This is a genomic window from Ciceribacter thiooxidans (genome assembly GCF_014126615.1).
Taxonomy (GTDB): Bacteria; Pseudomonadota; Alphaproteobacteria; order Rhizobiales; family Rhizobiaceae; genus Allorhizobium; species Allorhizobium thiooxidans.
In genome coordinates this window covers 35,574-57,376 of sequence record NZ_CP059896.1, presented here as the reverse complement: position 1 = coordinate 57,376, position 21,803 = coordinate 35,574, and the positions used below count along the sequence as shown (strand labels likewise).

15 protein-coding genes are annotated in these 21,803 nt (G+C 60.2%); 4 read left to right on the top strand and 11 right to left on the bottom strand.

Features of this window, described 5'->3' with window-relative positions:
• Window positions 1-118: 118 nt before the first annotated feature.
• From H4I97_RS00200 to H4I97_RS00185, 4 genes are all read right to left on the bottom strand, one after another.
• The gene (locus tag H4I97_RS00200; protein WP_182305987.1) at window positions 119-622 is read right to left on the bottom strand and encodes an invasion associated locus B family protein; all 504 of its coding nucleotides are present in this window, start codon (window positions 620-622) and stop codon (window positions 119-121) included.
• Window positions 623-907: 285 nt separating this feature from the next.
• The gene (locus H4I97_RS00195; protein ID WP_182305986.1) at window positions 908-1,294 is read right to left on the bottom strand and encodes a YkvA family protein; all 387 of its coding nucleotides are present in this window, start codon (window positions 1,292-1,294) and stop codon (window positions 908-910) included.
• 176 nt (window positions 1,295-1,470) lie between these two features.
• A complete protein-coding gene (gene thpR / locus H4I97_RS00190; RefSeq protein WP_182305985.1) occupies window positions 1,471-2,064 on the bottom strand; it encodes an RNA 2',3'-cyclic phosphodiesterase in 594 nt (197 codons plus the stop codon).
• A gap of 66 nt (window positions 2,065-2,130) precedes the next feature.
• The gene (locus H4I97_RS00185) at window positions 2,131-2,781 is read right to left on the bottom strand and encodes an arylesterase (RefSeq protein WP_182307494.1); all 651 of its coding nucleotides are present in this window, start codon (window positions 2,779-2,781) and stop codon (window positions 2,131-2,133) included.
• A gap of 84 nt (window positions 2,782-2,865) precedes the next feature.
• Between H4I97_RS00185 and H4I97_RS00180 the strand changes: the two genes are divergently transcribed.
• The 3 genes from H4I97_RS00180 (at window position 2,866) to H4I97_RS00170 (ending at window position 7,039) form a co-directional block, all read left to right on the top strand.
• Entirely contained in the window at window positions 2,866-3,579 is a 714-nt protein-coding gene (locus H4I97_RS00180) for an ABC transporter ATP-binding protein (RefSeq protein ID WP_182305984.1), read from the top strand.
• A complete protein-coding gene (locus H4I97_RS00175) occupies window positions 3,576-6,122 on the top strand; it encodes an ABC transporter permease (RefSeq protein ID WP_182305983.1) in 2,547 nt (848 codons plus the stop codon). The genes H4I97_RS00180 and H4I97_RS00175 overlap by 4 nt, the downstream gene beginning before the upstream one ends.
• A gap of 176 nt (window positions 6,123-6,298) precedes the next feature.
• Window positions 6,299-7,039, top strand: a complete 741-nt coding sequence (locus H4I97_RS00170) for a Bax inhibitor-1/YccA family protein (RefSeq protein ID WP_182305982.1) — start codon at window positions 6,299-6,301, stop codon at window positions 7,037-7,039.
• A gap of 108 nt (window positions 7,040-7,147) precedes the next feature.
• Here H4I97_RS00170 and H4I97_RS00165 read toward each other — a convergent pair whose 3' ends face one another.
• Complete coding sequence (locus H4I97_RS00165) at window positions 7,148-8,242, bottom strand: capsule biosynthesis protein (protein ID WP_244658683.1); 1,095 nt, start codon at window positions 8,240-8,242, stop codon at window positions 7,148-7,150.
• A gap of 291 nt (window positions 8,243-8,533) precedes the next feature.
• Here H4I97_RS00165 and H4I97_RS00160 point away from each other — a divergent pair, with 291 nt between their 5' ends.
• Window positions 8,534-9,847 (top strand): capsule biosynthesis protein, encoded by a 1,314-nt coding sequence (locus H4I97_RS00160; protein ID WP_182305981.1) that lies wholly within the window; start codon window positions 8,534-8,536, stop codon window positions 9,845-9,847.
• On the opposite strand, the gene H4I97_RS00155 is transcribed toward H4I97_RS00160, so the two are convergent.
• From H4I97_RS00155 to H4I97_RS00130, 6 genes are all read right to left on the bottom strand, one after another.
• The gene (locus H4I97_RS00155; RefSeq protein ID WP_182305980.1) at window positions 9,834-10,631 is read right to left on the bottom strand and encodes an SDR family oxidoreductase; all 798 of its coding nucleotides are present in this window, start codon (window positions 10,629-10,631) and stop codon (window positions 9,834-9,836) included. The genes H4I97_RS00160 and H4I97_RS00155 overlap by 14 nt on opposite strands.
• 54 nt (window positions 10,632-10,685) lie before the next feature.
• Window positions 10,686-12,065, bottom strand: coding sequence for an aminotransferase class I/II-fold pyridoxal phosphate-dependent enzyme (locus tag H4I97_RS00150; protein ID WP_182305979.1), 1,380 nt, complete (start codon window positions 12,063-12,065; stop codon window positions 10,686-10,688).
• A gap of 42 nt (window positions 12,066-12,107) precedes the next feature.
• On the bottom strand, window positions 12,108-19,619 hold the full coding sequence (locus H4I97_RS00145) for a type I polyketide synthase (RefSeq protein ID WP_182305978.1): 7,512 nt from the start codon (window positions 19,617-19,619) through the stop codon (window positions 12,108-12,110).
• A gap of 266 nt (window positions 19,620-19,885) precedes the next feature.
• Window positions 19,886-20,458 carry a CarD family transcriptional regulator gene (locus H4I97_RS00140; protein WP_182305977.1) on the bottom strand — a complete coding sequence of 191 codons (573 nt, stop codon included), beginning with the start codon at window positions 20,456-20,458 and terminating at the stop codon, window positions 19,886-19,888.
• A 388-nt stretch (window positions 20,459-20,846) separates the two neighbouring features.
• Window positions 20,847-21,185, bottom strand: coding sequence for a ferredoxin FdxA (gene fdxA / locus H4I97_RS00135; protein ID WP_182305976.1), 339 nt, complete (start codon window positions 21,183-21,185; stop codon window positions 20,847-20,849).
• Between the two features lie 199 nt (window positions 21,186-21,384).
• Entirely contained in the window at window positions 21,385-21,801 is a 417-nt protein-coding gene (locus tag H4I97_RS00130; RefSeq protein WP_182305975.1) for an RNA-binding S4 domain-containing protein, read from the bottom strand.
• Between the last annotated feature and the right edge of the window lie 2 nt (window positions 21,802-21,803).

Below are 21,803 nucleotides of genomic sequence, written 5' to 3'. Positions count from 1 at the left end.
ACAGGGACGACGTCATCCGGAATGTATTGCAGCGTCGACGATATCCGGAAACACCAAATGACGGGCCAGCAAGATGCTGCCCGTCATCTATATACAGTCGTATGCGGCCCACGCCGAATTACTTGCAGGTTTCAATCTTGCTGAGAGCTGCAGAGATACCGGAGAGGGAATAGGTGTAGGACGTCGGCGTGCCGCGGGCGGATGTCGCCTTGACGGTCATGGACGCACCGCCCTTCATCGCCGCGACCAGGGCGGGTTCCTCCGCCGCATTCTCGACCCAGGCCGCCTTGTCCTTGGTGAACATCACGAAGTTCTTGTTGTCGATGGTGACATTCACCTTCGACCCGTCCTTCAGCTTGTAGCCCATCATCGCCTGCGGCTCGTAGGAGATGTTCTGGCCGGGACGCTGCGAAACGATGAAGAATATGTCGCCGTGATCAACGGCGGCGGGTTCTTTTGCAGTCGGAACCGAAAGCACGTAGCATACCGTTCCGCCGTTAGACTTGTAGGAATACGCGCCCCATGCCTTGAATTGCTCGATGCGGGTCGGCGCCTGAGCGATAGCTGTCCCGTAGCCTGCCAGCACAATTGCCAATGCGGTTGCGATACGTCTTACAAACATGTTGTCCTGCCGCTTACGTTTCCGTCCAAGGCCCGACCGCGCGTCGAGCCACCTTCTCAAAACCTGATTCAGTTTGACTTAATTTAGGTTACCAAACCGTCAACAAGGCATTCGATCTCGTCGCCGAAGGCAGCATTTCAGCCGATCAGACCGATTTTTGATCGCCGACGTCATCTGACGGTGCGCACTACCCCAGCAGCCTGATCAGAACAGAACAAATCCGGCGAGAGTTTGTCCTTGCCGGTCTGCAACATGGGCATCGGCACCCGACCGTTGCTCGGGTCATCACCCGGCGGCAACGCCCGGTTCGTCGGCGAGCGCGCGATCTGCCGCTTCGTAATGCTGCTCCCGGATGTGACTGCTTATCAGCGCAAACGCCGTCGTCAATACAGCAATGTCGTCGGTGAAGCCAACGACTGCCAGCATGTCGGGAACCGTATCGAAAGGAAGTACGAAATACCCGAGCGCCGCAAGCAGTATGCCGCGCACGCGCAACGGCGTCTGTCTATCGGTCGCGCAGTAGTATGCGGCAACGACATCGCGCCCGAACGGCAACTGACGCATGGCCTTACGCATCGTCGGCCAGAACCTTGCCCGAACGGTCCTCTCCTGTCGCTCCTGGGTGCCTTCGTCCCCGGGCAGCAGTATGTCGCCGAACTTGATCTCATCCATGGTTCGTCCTCACATTCTGCAACGATATGGGAAAACGGACGCGGAATTCAATTCCCCTCGCTATGGTCTCCTAACACCTGCCATCGGCGATCCGGCGCCAGGATAGACGGCAAAAAAACCGGTCACGCTCGTCATTGACCCCGCCCAGACGGCGAACAAGATAGCCTCCAACAAGCTTACAGCATGCTCTTCGCCGACTGCGCGTCCCTGCTCGCAAAACTTGCAGCCGGACGCGCCTCGTGAAGCGGAAACACCTCCTCGGTGAGGTAAGGTCCGCCTCCGACCGATTCTTTCGACGAGAGGAGAACAAAGCGCGGAACGAGGAAGGGTCCGGTGTGGAAATCACCCCGCCCGGAAAGATAGCGGACGACGTCGTCGACCCTTGAGGACTTGAGCCGCGCCAGCGTCACGTGCGGGCTGAACTTTCTGGGGTCCGGCGGCAGGCCGATACGCTGGCAGATGCGCTCGATTTCGGCCTGAAGCGCGTACATTTCCGGCGCCGGCGAAACGCCAGCCCAGACCGAATGCGGCTTCTTCGAACCGAAGGAACCGATGCCGCTCAAACTAAGGAGAAATTCGGGGCGATCGATCCGGTCCAAACGGTCGACGATCTCGTCAGCCGTCCTTCCGTCGACATCGCCGATGAAACGCAAGGTGATGTGGTAGTTCTCCACGTCGATCCAGCGAGCTCCGGGAAGTCCGCCACGCAACAGGGAAAGACTGAGAGCCGCATTACGCGGAATTTCGAGGGCAGTGAACAATCTCGGCATGGCGAGCTCCCCGAATCTCTTGCAGATAAGAATAGCGAATCACGCAACGCCGATCCGCGCAACCCCCTAATTTGTGGCGGAGGAAATGCGGTCGAGAAAGCGCTCCACGACCGGCAGCATCCGCTGGGTGATGACGGCAATCCCTTTCGCATTGGGGTGCATACCGTCGTCGATCTTCAGATTGGCCTCGGTGACAACGCCGTCAAGGATGAAGGGATAGAACTCAAGTCCGTATTTGTCGGCCAACCGCTTGTAGATCGGATTGAATCGGTCCCGGTAATCCGTCCCCATGTTAGGCGGCGCCATCATGCCGACGAGAAGAACGTCTATGCCTCTGCCGCGCAATCGCTTGATGATTTCCTCGAGATTTCTCTCGGTCTCCTCCGGTGCTACGCCGCGCAAGGCGTCGTTCGCGCCGAGTTCGAGTATGACCCCGTCAGTGCCATCGGGGACGGACCAATCCACTCGTGCCAACCCGGCGGCAGATGTGTCGCCGGAGACCCCTGCGTTCGTAAGGACGACTTTCCGGCCGGCGGCGATTAGCGCTCTTTCGAGATGTACAGGAAGCGCGTCCTCCGGAGGCAGCTGGTAACCGGCCATGAGGCTGTCGCCAAAGCCGACGATCTGCAGCGTCCTGTCCTCCGCCTTGAGCGGACCAACCAGCAAAGCAGCAAATACCAGCGCCGCAAAAAGGGGGATTGCTGCTTTAAATCTCATATTGCCTTCCCTAAATTGACCAGAGCCCGCGGCAGACGGCAGACCGATCCTGCAGGCGATACTCAACATATAGGGCGAGCGCGCGTGGGGAAAACAATCATTGAAGTGAAGAAGGCCGATCTGACGCTCGGGAACGCCGCCGCCGCGGTTCACGTCCTGAAGGGCATCGATCTCGCCATCGACCGCGGTGAGGCAGTGGGTATCGTCGGCCCGTCCGGATCGGGAAAATCGACGCTCCTCATGGTTCTCGCCGGTCTCGAGCGGCTCGATAAAGGGGAGATAATCATCAATGGTGCGGCACTGCACGATTTGAACGAGGATGCGCTGGCGGACTTCCGCGGCCGCAACATCGGCATCGTCTTTCAATCGTTCCATTTGATCGCCAACATGACGGCGCTCGAAAACGTCGCGGTGCCACTCGAACTCGCCAACGTCCGTAACGCCTTCGAGATAGCCCGGCGTGAGCTTCAGGCGGTCGGGCTTGGTGAACGGCTGAGTCACTACCCCGGACAGCTTTCAGGCGGAGAACAGCAGCGTGTCGCCATCGCGCGAGCGCTGGCGCCTTCTCCCGCCGTACTGATCGCGGACGAGCCGACAGGCAACCTCGATACGGAAACCGGACGCCAGATTGCCGATCTCCTCTTCGCGAAGCAAACAGAGCGCGCCATGACGTTGCTGCTGGTCACACACGACCCGCTGCTGGCCGCACGTTGCTCGCGGCAGGTAAAGGTCATGTCGGGTACGATTGTCGAAGACCGCCGGCAAAGCGAACGACATGAAGCGCGACTGCCGGCATGAAAGCCTTTCTTCCGCGCCTTCGCGTCGCCTTCAGAATAGCAGTGCGGGAGTTGCGCGGCGGGCTGCGCGGGTTCTACATCTTTCTAGCCTGCATCGCGCTGGGTACGGGGGCGATCGCGGCCGTCAATTCCGTCTCCACCGCGATTACGGAAGCCATTGCGTCTCAGGGCCGGGAGCTGCTTGCCGGCGACGCGCGCTTCGAACTAAACAACCGGGAAGCCACACCGGAGGAGCGACGTTTTCTGGACGGGCTCGGGACGGTTGCGGTGTCGACAGCCCTGCGCTCGATGGCCCGCCTGCCGGATGGCTCTGACCAGTCGCTGGTCGAAGTGAAGGCCGTCGATCAGCTCTATCCGCTCTATGGCGCGTTTGCATCCGAACCGCCGATGCCTCTTGCCGAAGCGCTCACGAAGAAGGATGACATCTTCGGAGCGCTGGCAGCACCCCTTCTGCTCGAGCGCCTTGGCCTCACGGTCGGCGACGAGCTTCTGGTCGGAAAAGCTCGCTTCCATATCGCAGGTACGATCGCAAGCGAACCGGATGCTATTTCTGACGGGATGGGATTTGCACCCCGTCTGCTGACAAGCCTCGACGGTCTCCAGGCCTCCGGTCTCGTCGAGACCGGCAGCCTGGTCGAACACGCCTACAAGGTACGGTTCCACGATCCGCAACTCTCTCCCGCGGATCTACGCGAAAAGGCCCAGAAGACTCTGCCGAACGCCGGCTGGTCGATCCGCACGAGCGACCGCGCCGCGCCGGCATTGAGCGAGAATATCGCGCGATTTTCACAGTTCCTCACGCTCGTCGGCCTCACCGCACTGATCGTCGGAGGTGTTGGCGTGGCGAATGCCGTTCGCGCATTTCTCGACAGCAAGCGCGTGGTGATCGCCACCTTGAAGTGTCTAGGGGCGCCGGCGACTGTGGTCGTGTTAGTGTATTTCATCCAGATCGCCATCATCGCGGCCTTCGGCATCGCAGGCGGGCTCGTCGTCGGCATCGTAGCGCCGATCATTGCCGCACAATACCTGGCGCAGATACTTCCGATTCCCCTTGTGCCCACGCTCTATCCAGGTGCACTCGTGCTTGCGTCACTGTTCGGTGCGCTTGTCACGTTTGCCTTCTCGATACTGCCTCTGGGTCACGTCCGCGAGATACCGGCAACCGCTCTCTTTCGGGAACAGGGCCTGGAGGCCGGCGGCTGGCCCTCGCGTACCTACATCCTCGCGGCCGCATTCCTGTTCATCACGCTTGCGGTGTTGGCAATCGGTGTCTCGGACGATCGCTGGATCGCAACTCTCTTTCTGGTTTCGATGGCGGTCGGCTTCATCGTCCTGCGCTTCGTCGCATTCCTGATCGCACTCGTGGCGCGACGCGCCCCTCGTCCGGCATCAGCAGCCATGCGTCTGGCAATCGGCAATATCTACCGCCCGGGTGCCCTTACACCTTCCGTGGTCCTGTCTCTCGGATTGGGTCTCACGCTCCTCGTCGCCCTTGCACTGGTCGACGGCAACCTGCGACGAGAACTGACCAGCAGCCTCCCCGAACGGGCGCCGAACTTCTTCTTCGTCGATATCCAGAAGACGGAACTGGACGGCTTCCGCAGCCTTCTCGCCGCTCGCTCTCCTGCAGGCCAGATCGAAGAAGTACCGATGTTGCGTGGCCGAATTCTCGCCTTCAACGGCACAGATGTATCGAAAATGGAAGTACCACCGGCCGGACGCTGGGTGCTTCGCGGCGACCGCGGCATCACCTACGCAGAGACGTTGCCCCGCAATGCACAAGTGACCGCCGGCGAATGGTGGCCGGCGAACTATACCGGCGAGCCCTTGGTCTCATTCTCGGCCGAGGAGGCGGCCCAGCTTGGGCTGAAGGTCGGAGATACGGTAACGGTCAATGTCCTTGGACGAAGCATCACGGCCAAGATCGCCAATTTCCGCGAAGTCGACTGGGAGTCGCTATCGATCAACTTCGTGATGATCTTCTCTCCGAACACCTTTGCCGGTGCGCCACACACGTGGTTGGCGACACTTACACTGCCTAATGCAACGAGTGCGGAGGAGGCAGCTGTCCTGAAGTCGGTCACGCGCGCGTATCCGACCATCACGAGCGTCAGGGTCAAAGACGCATTAGACGTCGTCGAACGACTGGTCGGGCAACTGGCGACTGCGATCCGGGCAGCAGCCGGAATTGCGCTCATCACATCGGTCCTGGTTCTATCGGGAGCCTTGGCTGCCGGAAACCGCGCACGAACCCACGACGCCGTCATCTTGAAGACTCTCGGCGCGACGCGAGGGCTGTTGATCCGCGCCTTTACCTACGAATACCTCCTCCTCGGCGCCACCACGGCTGCCTTCGCACTCGTGGGCGGAGGCGCGGCGGCCTGGTACGTAACCGCGCGGATTATGAATCTACCATCGTCGTTCCTTCCTGCGGTGGCGTTGACAACGCTGGCGCTTTCGCTCCTGATTACGGTCGGCGTCGGGCTCGCGGGAACTTGGCGGGTACTCGGACAGAAGGCCGCTCCCGTTCTGAGAGAACTCTGAAAGCCTCCTTCGCGGCATGACCGGCGAATGATGCTCCCGTTTTTTTTGAAAGCGCTTGCTCTTGTAGCAAAGCCCGGAAAACCTCATATTGACCACAGGCATGCTGAGCTTCGCAGCGGCGCCTCGGGATCATGACCCGACACCGTAACCATTCCGAAGCTTGAAAAGAGGAAACTATGGCTGAACTTCGTAACTACCAAAGCCGGACGAGCGGCAATGCTCAATCGGCCACGATGATCGACGAAGGCCTTCGCGCCTACATGCTGAAGGTCTACAACCTGATGGCACTCGGTCTGGCGATCACGGGAGTTGCAGCATATCTGAGCTTCAATCTTGCCGTGGACAACGGTCAGCTGACCGCATTCGGTCAGGCGATCTATGTCAGCGGACTGAAGTGGGTTGTCATCTTCGCACCGGTGGCGCTTGTCTTCTTCCTGAGCTTCCGCATCCACACAATGAGTGTCGCCGCGGCGCAGCTTACCTTCTGGATTTACGCCGCCCTCATGGGTCTGTCGCTGTCCTCGATCTTCCTGATCTACACCGGGCAGAGCATCGTGCAGACCTTCTTCGTGACGGCAGCATCCTTCGGTGCCCTCTCGCTCTACGGCTATACGACGAAGCGTAATCTCTCGGCCATGGGGTCGTTCCTGATCATGGGCCTGTTCGGTCTTATCATCGCGAGCCTCGTGAACCTGTTCTTGGCTTCGTCGGCGCTCGACTTCGCGATCTCGGTCATCGGGGTCCTGATCTTCGCAGGGCTCACCGCCTGGGATACCCAGCGGATCAAGGAATCCTACTATGAAGCCGACAGCAGCGACAGTGCCGGCCGCAAGGCGATCATGGGCGCGCTGCAGCTCTACCTCGACTTCATCAATCTCTTCCTGTTCCTGCTGCGCTTCCTCGGTAACCGCGAATAGTGTCAGCGCAGACCTAACGCATAAGAAAACCCGCTGGCATTGCCAGCGGGTTTTTTGTTGCATTCCAGCACCAGCTGCGGGGTTATGGTCGGCTCGTCCAATCTAAGGCTATCGCCGTGACGATGCTTTCGGCGATTCGATCCGAGGCGCCGGATCGACAAAGGCGCCGGGCTCGTTGACCCGCGCCTCAAGCACACGCGCCACGACCTCGGCTACGCCGGCACGCCGGCCTTCTTTGTTGTAGAAGCTTCCCTTGACCTGAATTGTCGCCGCCAAAGCCGCTATGAAGTCATGGAGAAGCTGTTCGTCAACCGGCTCGGGATTGGTCCAGAAAGCGTCGAGACTTCCCTGATGTGTCAGTCCCGGGATGTCATAAACGGCACAGCCGAGAGCAATCGTCGGCTTCAATTTCCTGATGCTGTGGATGCCAACCGTCGAGTTGACGACGACGGTGCCGGACGACTGCCGCAGGATTGCATCCAGGTTACCCTGCTCGATGAACATGACCCTCTCGGAGACACCGTATTTCTCGGCGATGCGCGCGATCCTCTTGCCCCAACGTTCGAGCCCGTTGTCGAGCGGATGCTGCTTGAAGACAAGGGCGTGACCGACAGCGGCGTGTGCAGCGAACGAAGCGATGACCTCGTCCAGCATCTCCTCGAGATGACCGTACGGCGAGTTCGCGCGGATCTGATAATCGCTCTGCAGCTGAAGCGCGACGATGAAAAACGGCACGTGACCATTCTCGAAGAGCTCAGGCGGTGTAGTACGCGGGCGATGGACCCACCGCACGAGCCAAGGCAAATAATCGACCAGCGCCGAGTAGTACTTGTCAGCGACGTAAAGCGGGAAGAACGCGCGACCAAAAAACGCCGTCAGATTGTAAAAGACCTCGTTGAATGCCTCCTGCCCGAAGCTATGCGGATACAGAACGTGAAGATCTGGCGTACCGACCTTGCTGGCGATCGCCCGTACCGCGACGGGATCGTTCGGGAAATGGGAGAGGTGACCCATTCCGTCGCGTTCGAGGGTGATCCAGTCCGGTCGCAGATAGCCGAACTCCACCGCATGACAACGGACACCAAGCCTTGCCCCGATTTCGCAGGCAATCTCGTGATAGGGCAACTGGTCCGCGTAATAGAGAATATCGGTGACCTTCTCCCGCCGGATTAGTTTCTCGAGAAAAATGGGCCAGTGTTTCAACGAACGGCGATAGTTGATTGCCCCCGCTTCAGCCAGTAAACTTGGTCGCCGAGCGAAAAGTTGACGCGATGTGTCGGCACACCCGCCTGCTCGAAGGCTTCGGCCAGTTCTCGCCAAAAAACTGAAGGAGGGCCCTGAAGGAATAAAACAACGGGCCCATTGACCGACCGCTGCATCAGACGGCAGGTCCGAGGCTGGAAATATGCGATACCATTACATCTTATCCGCTAACGTCGAGCTTTTGTCGCTCTCGTTAGGTGACTATAAGAGACCGGTCAAGGACGAACAAGTTTGCAGGTCGGGATCATGCACCGTTTGGCACTCCTTATTTTGCAGGGCCCCGCCTCGCCGTTCCTCAAGGAGGTCGCGAGAGAAGCGGAGAACGCCGGCGCGAAAGTCTTCAAGATCAATTTCTGCTTGGGAGACGGCGTCTTCTGGTGGCCGCGAAAGGCCGATTGGTTCACCGGTGGATCGGACGAATGGCCCGCTTTCCTTCTTGACTATCTTCGTCGTAACGGCATCACCGACATCTTGATGCTTGGAGACGGCCGACAGAAGCATGCCGCCGCAGTAGAGATTGCACGCGAGGCCGGTGTCAGAGTTCACGTCCTGGAACACGGCTATCTCCGTCCTGACTGGCTCACGATCGAGCCGGAGGGCATGTCCGGACGCTCCTGGTTTCCGCGCGACGTAACGACGCTCCGTGCACTTGCGGATAGTGTTCCGGCTGTCGATCTGCGAAGCCGTTTCAAGAGCAGCTTCCTCACCTACGCACTCTATGATCTTGCCTATCATGTTCCCAACGTCCTTCTGGGCTGGCTGCTTCATCCCAATTATCGGACGCACGGTCCCGTTCATCCGTTGGTCGAATATGCGGGCTGGATCGGAAAAGGTCTGACCTCCCGCCGCCGGCGCAGGCAAGCGCAGGAGGTGCAACAACGCTACCTGCCGACGGAAACGTCGGCGCCGCGGTACTTTCTGTTTCCGTTACAGTTGCCAGGGGACTACCAGATCCGCATTCATGCGCCGTTCGGCGACCACTTCGAGATCGTAAGCGCGACCATCTCTTCCTTTGCAGAGGAGGCGCCGGCGGATACACGACTGCTGTTCAAGACCCATCCAATCGATAACGGGCTAAGCGGATGGGCCGGTTTTGTCATGCGAGAGGCCCGGCGTCATGGCGTCGAGCAGCGCGTCGATGTGATCGACGGCGGTGATCTCGACAAGCTCATCGCCAATGCCACCGGAATTGTCACGGTCAATTCAACGGTCGGCCTGTCGGCCATCATGGCAGACAAGCCTGTGATCACACTCGGTGCCGCGATCTACGACGTTGCCGGCGCCACGCATCAGGATAGCCTCGCGAACTTCTGGAGAACACCGCAAGCGCCGCAACCGGATATGCCAGAGGTGCTTGCAAAAGCGCTCGTGACGACAACCCAGGTCCGCGGCGGTTTTCTCGGCGCCGAAGCAATCGCAGCCGGCGCGCGTGGTGTGGTCACGCGGATTATGGATCCCTGTTCCGCCTTGAAGCGTCCCTCCTCGGCGGCAACCATCTATCGCTATGAACCGGAATTGAGGCAGGCGTCCATCACCGCAGCCTGACGCGCTTGCGCTCGAACCACCAGTAGACGATCGGCCGCACGACCGAACCGAAACGGCCAAGCAGGAAGATCGTCGCAGTGAAATAGACGGTGCGCTCATTTCGGTCGAGCGCCCGGACAATCCTCGCGGCAACAGCCTCCGCGCTCCAGGCTCCGCCAGCTTTCATCATAGCCGCTGCCTGCGCCGGGCGAACCTGCAGTTCAGCGGCCAGCTGCGGCGTATCGGTATCCGGCGGAAAACAGATCGAGACGCCGATCCCGTGAGCTGTCGCCTCCAGGCGCAAAGCCTCGACGAACGCCATGAGGGCAGACTTGGAAGCGCAATAGGCGGCATAACCGAAGATACCAATGAGCGCAGCGCCGGAGGACACCACCAGTATCTTGCCGTGCCCGCGCGCCTTCATCCCGCAGTAGACGGCCCGCACGGCATTCACCGCCCCGACCAGGTTCGTGTCGATTTGCCGACGAAAGTCCTGCGCCTCCTGCAGATGGAACTCCGCCGGCGCAACGACGCCCGCCGACGCCACCAGAATATCGCACGCACCGTGCGTCGCCTCCGCCGCCGCGATCACGCTCTCGAGCTGGATTTCGTCGGCGACGTCCGCCTGACCGAGATGAACACGTTCCTGAGAACAGCCTGTTTCGTCACACAGACGATCACGCGCACCGGTGAGTCGATCGGAATCTCGCCCGATGAGAGTGACGGTGGCTCCCCGCTTCAAATAGCAGCGCGCGATAGCGAGCCCTATCCCGCTCGATCCGCCTGTCACGATGACATGAACCATTGGCTCTTCGATCTCCAAAGCCAACCACACGCCGCGCCACAGCGCGCCGGCGCCTCAGCCCTTGCCGAGCTTCGCCATCAACTGGCCGACATCCACCGACGCGAGCCCGAAGTTCTGCTGTTTCAGCTTTTCGAGAATTGTCGCCGTCAGATCGACGGCACGGCCGATCTGCTCTTCCGTGTGTGCGCTCGTGATGAAGAAGCGCAGCCGAGCCAGACCTTCAGGAACCGCCGGGTGAATGATCGGGAGAACATTCACACCCGCTTGATACAACTCGTTCGATAATTGCACGGCACGAAGCGAGTCGGCGACCAGAACCGGCACGACGGAATAGCCTTGGCTCAGACCGGTGTCGAGGCCGCGCTGCCGGGCCAAATCCAGGAACAAGTGGCTGTTTCGCCGAAGATCCCGCGTTCGCTGTGGTTCGGCTCTCAACACGCCAAGGCTGGCGATAGCCGCGCCGGCCAGACCCGGAGCCAGACCGACACTGTAGACGAAGCCGCCGGCCTGAGCCTTCAGAAGCGTAATCAGAGCCTCGCTACCCGCGATATAGCCGCCGCAGCTGCATGTTGTCTTGGAGAGCGTACCCATCCAGATGTCGACGGAGGCCGGATCGACGCCGTAATGCTCAAAAACGCCGCGACCGCTGTCCCCGAGCACTCCGAGAGAATGCGCTTCGTCGAGCATCAGCCAGAAGCCGTATTGCTCCTTGAGACGCAGAAGCCCGGGAAGGTCCGCAATGTCGCCGTCCATCGAGTAGACGCCTTCGGCGATGACCAGTATCCGCTCGTATTGGTCGGCCAGCGACTTGAGTACGCGCTCCAGATCGGCGACGTCATTGTGCTTGAAAAAGCGGCGCGTGGCGCCTGAGAGTTTGACGCCGGCCAGGCCACTGTTGTGCATGAACTCGTCATGGATCACCAGATCGCGCGGTCCCATGAGGCAACTAATGGCCGCCACGTTGGTCAGGTAACCACTGACGAAGCAAATGGCGGCTTCCGCGCCGTAGTTTTCGGCAATGGACGATTCCAGTTCGTGATGGATCGTGCGCTCTCCGGCCACCAACCGGCTCGCAGACGCCGAGATACCGAACTGCTGAATGGAGCGTTCGGCCGCACCGAGCACATCCGGATGCCGGTTCAAACCGAGATAATCGTAAGAAGCAAAATTATCGTACGTGCGACCGTCGATCATCGCCGTTGCGCCGCTCGCGCCCTCATGGGCGCGATAGAACGGGTTCTCCATGCCGAGATACTCGCTGGCACGCTGCTGCATGACAACCTGCTTGTACTCCGGCAGATCACCAAATCCCGGCTGCTTGCGACGAGGCAGCGAACTGAGAGCTTGTTCCGTTCGGAAAACACGCCCCTGATCCACGTTCTTCTGCAGACCCTTCATCCTGTTCAGGATATTCTGCCGCTTGCTTTCGTCCATAAGTCCATAACTCCAGGCACCCGACCGCCGGTCGGCTCGTCGCTACTCCGCTCCGGCGTGCCGACGGCTCAACTCATCGACAATGCGTGTTTCCGCCGAGACGTCCGCATCAGTCTCTTCCGCTCCGTTGCGAGCTTTCACCTTCTCGTAGAGGCGGCGCGTGATATCACCCACTGTCGCGTTATCGGCAAGACTGCTCAGCGGCATGTCGAAGCCTGTATTCTGTTCGAAGTTCAAGCCAAGTTCAACGGCCATCAGGCTGTCGAGCCCGATGTCCTTGAGCACGCTTTCCTTGAGGATACTCTCGCGAGAAACCCTGAGGATCGTCGCGATCTCGGAGGCGAGGATATCGAAGAGGACATCCTGCGCCTCGGCCGGCGATTTGCCTTCGATCATCGCGACGAGGTCGATGTCACCGCCCTCGGTACCGCTGGCGTGATGAGCGGCCTTGCGCATCACAACGTCGAAGAGAGCTTCATTCACCACCGCAAGATTGTGCGCGGCGGCCCAGTCGAACTCCGAGATCATGACGACAGCCGCATCGACCGTGTCCGGCGCACTTCCGATGTACTCCTCGACAGCGTTCAGGGCGTCGCGCGCATTTATCGCCGTCTTGCCGAGTCGCCGGTCGAGCCGCTGACCGACATCCGCATTGCGCGCCAGATAACCGGCGTCCGCGATCGCGCCGAAGCCAACGGCGAGAGCCGGCAGGCCTTCGGCCCGACGCGCCCGCGCAAGCCCTTCCAGGAAGCCGTTGGCGGCGACATAGTTCGCCTGGCCCGGGTTACCGACGAGGGTGGTGACCGATGAGAACAGGATGAAGTTATCGAGGACGTCCACCCGGGTCTCGGCATCAAGGATCGCAGCACCCTTGGCCTTGACGTCGATAACAGGACGGTTCCGCTCTTCGGTGAGATTGCCGATCAGAGCATCGTCCAGGATCATCGCGGCGTGAATCACCGTCTTCAGCGGGGCTGCCCGACGCAAGTCGGCGAGCATCGCCTTCACGTCGCTCTCGCGCGTAACGTCGCAGGCAAAAAGCCTGACGTCGACGCCGCTTTGTGTCCATCGGGAAATGGCAGCGGCGGTCGCCTCATCGGCTGTTCCCCGGCGGGAGCAGAGCGCGATCGTCCGCGCACCCTTCTCCACCAGCCACTCCGCAGCGACGAGACCAAAGCCACCGATACCGCCCACGACGAGGTGCGCACCCTGTGGGTCGACTTTCATCGTCCTCGGTGCCTTCGCGGCGACATGGTCAATGCCGTCCTTCGGAGGAAGCACGACGATCTTGCCGATATGTCCGGCGTTCTGCATCAGGCGGAACGCGTCACCGATCTCGTCATGATCGAAGGCACGATACGGCAACGGCGAGAAGACGCCTTCATCGAAGAGTGCTCCGATCTCTGTCAGCATGCGACGCGAGAGGTCCGGATGCAAGACCAGCAACTGGTCGGCATCTATGCCGAAATAGCTAACGTTGCGCCGGAAGGGGCGAAGACCGATCTTGCTGTCGGAATAGTAGTCTCGCTTGCCGAGCTCAAGGAACCGCCCGAACGGCTTGACGAGCGACAGGCTCTTTTCCATCGCCTCGCCGAAGAGTGAATTCAGAACGAGGTCCACGCCTTCTCCACCGGTTACGTTGAGGACGTCACCGACAAAGCTCAGGGTGCGGGAATCGAAGACGTGATCGGCGCCGAGCATCTCGACGAACCGGCGCTTCTCCTCGGTTCCCGCGGTTGCAATCACCTTGATGCCGGCATGCTTGGCAACCTGCAAGGCTGCAAGGCCGACCCCACCGGCAGCGCCATGGATCAGGATCGTCTCGCCGGGCCGCGCACGACCGAGCTCGACAATCGCGTAATAGGCGGTAAGGAAGACCACAGGAATGGATGCGGCAGCGACCGGGTCGATGCCGGCCGGCAGTTTTGCAACACCGGTCCGCTTCACCGCGACGTGAGTGGAGAATGCCGACGCGGCAATCGCCATCACCGGATCACCGACTGACAGATCGTCTACCGTGTCGCCAGTACGGACGACGCGACCCGAGAATTCCATGCCGATCGAGGCGCCGGCAAAACCGTCTTCCAGAGCCTCTTCCGGCAACAGGCCCATCGCCCACATCACGTCACGGAAATTGAGCCCTGTCGCGGCGACCTCGACCAGCACCTCGTCGGGGCCGATCGTCGGCAAGTCGCAACTTTCCCACCGTATGCTCGCGACCTGTGATGGTACCTGCTGGCGGATGACCGCCGCCGTGAAATCACTGGTGACACCGAACGCACGCGGCGCGGCACCCGGTACCGCGCGGATCTCGCAGAACGTCCCGTCGGCTTCAATGCACCATTCTCTGTTGCGTCCGGTGCTCTCCGAAACCCGATGTGCCGCTTCGAGCAACACTTTCAGGTTATCAGTTCCGCCCGTGGGGTCGACGCACTCCACGTCAAGGAAGTCGAATTCGTTGCGCAGGACGCGCAGGAACACCCAAAGGCCGGAATTGACAGGATCAGCCGGGCGGGCGGCCGACGAGCCGCCGGCGGGGGCACCGCCGGGCGCCACGACGATCAGGCGAAGCTTCTGTGCCTGAGCGGTGCCGTTGCGATACTCGGCCTGCGCCAGCGCCAACGCACTCAGCACCAGCACTCGGTGCTGCAGTTCACGAGAAGCGTCCTCGGCCTGCAGATGCCGGGGGCTGAGGAATACGATCTTTTCGGTAGCGCCACCGTCGCGGGAAAACACGTCGAGGAAAGCTGCCTTGTCGAGATCGAGATTACCGCTGGCGGCAAACGCCTGCATACGGGAGAAGCCCGCCGTCCTGGCCACTTCGGTGAGCGTGCCGCTCTCGATACCACGCCCATGCACCATCACGACCGGACGGAAAGGTTCGACGACCGCCGACGTTTCCGCGACGGCTTCACCGCTGACTACCCGTCTTCCCCTTGCCTCGATCAGGATTGCGCTCCCGCCGGTCATGTCCCGCTGGCGAACATCGGCGTGCGTGTAGCCTATCTGCTCGAGGATCTCCGACCATTCGGTGGCAGACGGGAGAGAGCCAACGGGGAACTCTTCCGATCTGCTTCGCGAAAACCAGCCGTTGCTCAGACCGTAGACGAAATCCTGGAAAACGCCGGGTGCGTTGACAGCTGCCAGCAAGACAGCCGATCCGGTCTGCCAATCCGAGGCGAACTTGGCCACATCGTTCTCGATGAGCTCTCGCAGGCGATCGCTCGCACTCACGATGACATCAGCCGCAAGCTCTGTCTCAAGCCGATCAAGCAAGGTCACACGCGGGTCATTTTCGAAGGCCAGTTCAAGGCGGTGTCGCAGACCGTTGTCCGGTTCGTAAATGGCAAGCGTTGCGTTCTTTGCCTCGGCGACATCCGCGAGGCGGCGCGTGAGATGCGGCGAAGTGCTTCCGAGCTCGAGAATGCGAACGCTGCTGCGGTCACCGGCAAGGACATTTTGCAGTGCCCCAACAACCATATCGGCGCGGTTACGCGCAGCGACCGAATGGATTGTCAAGTGTTCCAGCGTCGCATCGCTGATGAAGCGGTCAGCCTTTCCGTCGTCCTCGCCAGCGCTTTCCGGCATGGCGCCGAGGCGCTCGCGGGCTTCACGGTAGCAGTCGTTGATCAGCACCGCCTCGACCGTGCGTTCGGGCGCGCTCGTGTAGAGCTCACCGAGAATCTCGCTGACCGGCGGCAAAGAGCATTCGCTGGCAAGCTGCCATCCGCCATCGCGTTGTTCCGCAAAACCGGCGTCGGTCAAAAGATGCAGACCGTTGAACAGGAACGGACGAAGACGCGGATCCTCCGGTAGATCGGAGGCTGCAATGACCTGCTTGCCTTGGCCGACAATCGACAGCAGGTCATGCATCGCGCGGAAGATCGCCGCGTTGAAGAGAAACGTTTCGTTGTCGAGCGCGCTTTCAGGGACATCGTTGAACAGCGTCTCGCCCGAGGTTCCGCCCGCCAGCGAAGTAACCGTCTGTCGTGCAGCAGGCAGCACCTCGTAGTGGAAGGAAAGTGTGCCGAGTGTCTTGCGCTGCTTCAGATAAGTACGCCGGAAACGGCAATCCTCGAAGGTCGCGACACGGCCGCCGTCCTCGTCGAAAAGGTGGAACTTCGCCTTGATCGACGTCGGACTCAACCGTTCGATTTCAATGATGGCACGACGAACCGGCTTCTCCGTCGCCGCCACGCAGATCGCTCCGAAACGAACCGGAATATACGGCGCGCCGCCATGGTCGCCGCTGAACCGGTCGAAGAGTGCCACCAAGCCGTGAAAGACTGCATCAACCGATACGGGATTGAGATTGTACCGCAGACTCGGGTGTGCCGGCTTTGCCGCCTCTTTGAGACGCACCTCGATCAGACGGTCGCCATGACAGACGGTTTGCGCCATCAGCTGGAAGCTGGGGCCATAATCAAGACCGAAATTGGAAGCGATGCGGTAGGCGTTGGCCGGATCTATCTCGACACCGGCGCCGTCCGCCTCGATTTCCGGGGTCGACGCCAACTCGGCGACCGTAAGCTTCCGGCTGCGTGCCACGACATGCACCGACCAGTCATCCTCGCTCAACCGTTCGCGTGAACGAATTTCGAGGTCTCCCGTCTCCGGTGAGATAATCGTCGACAGCTCGATAAGGCGGTTACGGCTGAGTTCGAGCGGCCGCACGATCTCGAGATTTGAGATCTCCACCTGATCGTACCGATAGAATTGCCGTGCGGCAGAAAGCGCGATTTCGATGAACCCGCTGCCCGGCATGATCGCACGCCCGTCGACCACATGCTCGGCAAGATCGGGGAAGAGGTGGGCGTCGACGTGGTTCTTCCACGAAGCACCGTTGGGATCGATGCGCCAGCCGGCCAACGTGTAGCCGAATTCCTCGTCACGACCGTAGATATCTGCGCGGTCACTGGTCCGATCAGGACGGAGATCGACCTTCTCGAACGGCAGGGCCGGGAGGGAGACGAATGCATTCCGGCGTCCGAAAACACGTTCCTCGTTGAAGGCCGCACCACTTGCTATCGCACGGGCCAGCGACTGGAAGACAGGATCGGCGTCGAATTCGTTGTCATCTCGCGAAAGCGTCGGCACGATGCTCACCGAGGCCGAACGGTTCTTGGCTATATCGCCGATGTAGCCGCCCAGAATGGCGCGAGGCGAAACCTCGACGAACACGGTGCAGCCCCGGGCTATCGCCTCCTCGACAGCATGCATGAACTTCACCGGTTGGCGAACATTGCGCCACCAGTACTCCGGCATAAGCGAGGCACCGTCCAGAACCGTCCCCGTGACCGTCGAGATAAAGGCAGTCGCCGATGATCTGGGGAAAATGGCGGGCATGTCTGCGAGAAATGCATCGCGCGCCCGGTCGATGAGCGGATGGTGGAAGGGATAGTTGATATCGAGCGGTTGAACCGCGACCTTCCGCTTGCGCGCCTTTTCCCGCAGAGCCTTCAGCTGCTCGTAGGTGCCGGATACAGTCACCGAGTTGTGTGCGTTTACAGCGGCGACGGTAATTCCATCAAGCCCGAGGGATTCGATGAGATCGAGCGTAGCCTGCTCGCCGAGCTTCACGGCGGCCATCGTACCTTCGCCTGCAAGAATGTCTTGGTGAAGCGAACGTTTCGCGATTACCGTGACAGCGTCCTCGAGCGTCAGGGCACCTGCCGCGTAAGCCGCTGCCACTTCGCCGACGGAGTGTCCGAGTACCGCCGCTGTATCCAGGCCAAGAGCAACCAGCGCATCAAACAGTGCGACCTGAATCGCAAACAGCAGTGGCTGGGCGATTTTGGTGTCGCCCAATTTCTCCGCAAGTCCCGGATCGGACAACACGTCGAGCAAGTCGACCTGCGAATAGGCGTGGAACAATCGGGAAACGGTCGAGAACGTGGTACGGAACACCTCGTTTCGGCGTAGCGCCTCCAGCCCCATGCCCGCCCATTGCGCGCCGTTGCCGGAGAACACCAGCGCGACTTTAGGGTCGCGCGTCGTGGCCTCGCCGACCTCGGCGACGCCGCGACCGACACCCGCCAGATAGGCGGAAATCGTATCCGAAACACTATCGGCGGAGCCACGCATGACGAAGCGGTGCCGCATCGCGCTTCTGTTAGCGCCGGCAGCGGCAACGATCGCGCTTTTTTCAGCAGCACTCGGCGCCTTTTTCAACCGTTCGCTATAGCCTTCGAGAAGACCTCGGAGGCTTTCAATCGTATGGGCAGACGCAAGAAAAACCGGCGCATCGCCCTGGTCGTCGCTGGCGCGCTGCTGGAGGCTCAGCTGGGGGTCCGAGATGACAACATGGGCGTTTGCGCCACCGAAGCCGAACGAATTGATACCGGCAAGACGAGGACGATCGCGCTTTTCGAGCAAGATCGGCTCATTCGCAACCTGAACGTTCAGATCCTCAAAGTCGATGTCCTCGTTCGGCTTTTCGAAATGCAGCGACGCCGGAAGATAGTTGTTCTCCAGCGCAAGCATCGCCTTGATCATGCCAAGAAGACCGGAGGCCGGTTCGGTATGGCCGATGTTCGACTTGATCGATCCGATCGGGATTGGCTGGCGCCGACGCTTGCCAATGACCTGACCGAGGGACCAGACTTCAGCCGGATCACCGACCTTGGTGCCGGTCCCATGCCCCTCGATGAAGACAACATCGTTGGGATCGATGCCGTTCCCGTCATAGACGGCCTTCAGCAATTCGGCTTGCGCCTCCCGCGATGGAAGAGAGATGCCGTTCGTACGACCGGCGGCATTCGTTCCAGTCGCCACGATCGTGGCGCGACTGCGGTCTCCTTCCTTGCGGACCCGATCAGATCGCCTCAGAACAAGCGCAGCAGCGCCTTCCGCACGGACGTAGCCGATACCATCGTCGTCGTAGGCCTTGCAGAGACCGTCCATCGACAGCATGCGCGCCTGCGCAAAGCCGACGAACGGAAGAGGATGGACAAGAACGTTGACGCCACCAACGATTGCAGTGTCAATCTCGCCGGCTTCAAGCGCTTTGACCGCCTGATCGAGCGCTACCAGCGACGATGAACAGGCCGTGTCGACAGACAAACTGGGACCGTTCAAACCAAAGACGTGAGAAATGCGATTGGCGACGACCGACAACGTGTTACCCGTCATGAAGTAGGGGCCTGGAGCCGCCGGATCTTCAACGGAAAGGTTGGCGTGATCGAGACTGGAGGCGCCGACGAACACGGCGACCCTCTCACCTTGGATCTTGGCAACCGGGATATTGGCGTCCTCGAGCGCGCGCCAGGTCACCTCAAGCAGCAGTCTCTGCTGCGGGTCCATGAAAACGGCTTCGCGCTTGGAAATACCGAACAGTGCAGGGTCGAAACCGTAGATGTCGCCGAGAACGCCTGCGGCGAACGTATAGGACTTTCCAGCCACGCCCATCTCGGGGTGCCAGAACCGGGCTATATCCCAGCGGTCGGCCGGTATGCTCGTAACGGAACATACCCTGGCACGCATCAACTCGAACAATTCCTCAGGCGAATTCGCCCCAGGTGCGGCGCATGCACGCCCGATTACTTCTACCGTCATCTATACATCGCAGATCTGATAGTTTCAGCACAACTGTCCGTGGCACTTGGCACGGTAATTTCCCTAGCACTTAGACAAGCGGCGAAAGGGCGTCAATCGGCTATTGCCCTTGAAAGCCGGTTGACGACGCGAGAGGCAATCAATAGCGCCCGTTCAACCGTCTCCGCCGCAATACCGGTCCTAACCGGCGCCGGCAACAAAAAACCTCCGGTTGCTCCCGGAGGTTCTTGTTGACGGAACTTGGCTGGCCCGCGAAGCATCGCGGATCAGGCAGCCTCTTCTTCCTGTGCTTCGTCGTCGTCCACGACCTTGCCGCGCTTCGGGCCCTTTGCCAGATTGACCTCGACGAGACGTACCGCCTCGGTTTCCGACATCTTGTTGACGGCCGCGATTTCCCGGGCCATGCGGTCGAGCGCAGCCTCGTAAAGCTGCCGTTCGGAGTACGACTGTTCCGGCTGGTTCTCTGCGCGATAGAGATCGCGCACGACCTCAGCAATCGAGATCAGGTCACCCGAGTTGATCTTTGCATCATATTCCTGCGCACGGCGCGACCACATGGTCCGCTTAATGCGAGCCTTGCCCTGCACAACCTTCAACGCGCGATCAACAAAATCCGTTTCCGACAGCTTGCGCATGCCGATGCTGACAGCCTTGCCGACAGGCACCTTCAACCGCATCTTGTCCTTCTCGAAATCGATCACAAAAAGCTCGAGCTTCATGCCGGCGACTTCTTGCTCTTCGATTGCGGTGATGGTACCGACCCCATGTGCGGGATAGACGATCGACTCGCCGGTTTTGAATCCCTGGCGGGTTGAAGATTTTTTCTGCTGGATTGTCATTCGAATCAAAAACTCCCTGTTGAGCTCCCGGCATTGCCGGAGCCGGGTCGGTCAGGCCCGGATGAGACGGGGGAAGCCGTCGGGTCATTCCACACCGATCCGCTAGGCCAAGGCGCAAACAAAACCCTCCATCGCGAGTGCGACGCGACAACAGAACTGCCGCTTATGTCACGGAAACCGCGCTTGGTTTGGTGTTTGCTTTCGTGATGGCTCAGGGCATAGCAATGCCGCGACGTGGATCAGTGTGCCGAAACTAACACAAAAAGATGAATAAATCAATATTTTGCTGCAACCGCTCTACGGCGGCCGCGGAGGGAAAGTTTTCCCTTTCCCTCAAACGGCTTAGACTTGCAGGACGAGGCGTTGGGACGAACAGCCGACAAGAGTGTCAGTCACCCTGACCTGGCTTTGGCGAAAAGTATTTTTCGAACTTTCCGGGCACGCCGTCCATCTCTTTTGCTTCGGGCAGCGGATCGCGCTTGCCGGTGATGTTCGGCCAGATCTGCGCGAATTCAGTGTTGATTTTCAGCCAATGATCAAGCCCCGGTTCGGTATCCGGCTTAATGGCCTCGGCGGGACATTCAGGCTCGCAAACGCCACAGTCGATGCACTCATCCGGATGAATGACCAGGAAGTTCTCGCCCTCGTAAAAGCAGTCTACAGGGCACACCTCAACGCAATCGGTATACTTGCAGCGGATACAATTGTCAGTGACAATGTATGTCATTGCGGCACTCCAGCAATCTTTCGTTCTCGGCGCCGTGGCGGATTACGGCCGACCACAGATACGGACAGGCAAAACACGGGAGACAGACGGAGGGGAACGCCCTCATGATGTCTGCGGGACTGGCAAGTCAGCTAATGGGTTATTTCGGCGAATGCAAGAATAAACCTTACGACAAGACGCCGCATTTGAGACGGCTTTTCTATTCGCTCCACCAGTCGCCGTCCGAACGCAGTTCATCGAGGACGCGACGCTGCTTCTTGGTCGGACGACCGGTTCCCGTTTCGCGAGCCGCGTGTCCCAAGGTGTCGGAAAGCTGCTGCTCTTGCACCGCAGGCGTTACGTCATCATAGAGCTGCCGGGCCTCCTCGTAAGGTCCGCGCCGCGTTCCCGCGGTCCTCACGACGAGAATACGGCTCTGCGCGCCTCCTGCCAGGACGATCCGGTCACCGGCTCTCACCGTGTGGCTCGCCTGAAGTATCTTCTGGTCGTTCACGCGGACGTCCCCGGCAGCGATTCGACGCTGCGCAATCGAGCGAGATTTTGCCATACGAGCGAAAAACAGCCACTTGTCGAGGCGCTGACGGACTTCCGACGGCGGCTGTTTCTCTTCGTTCATCG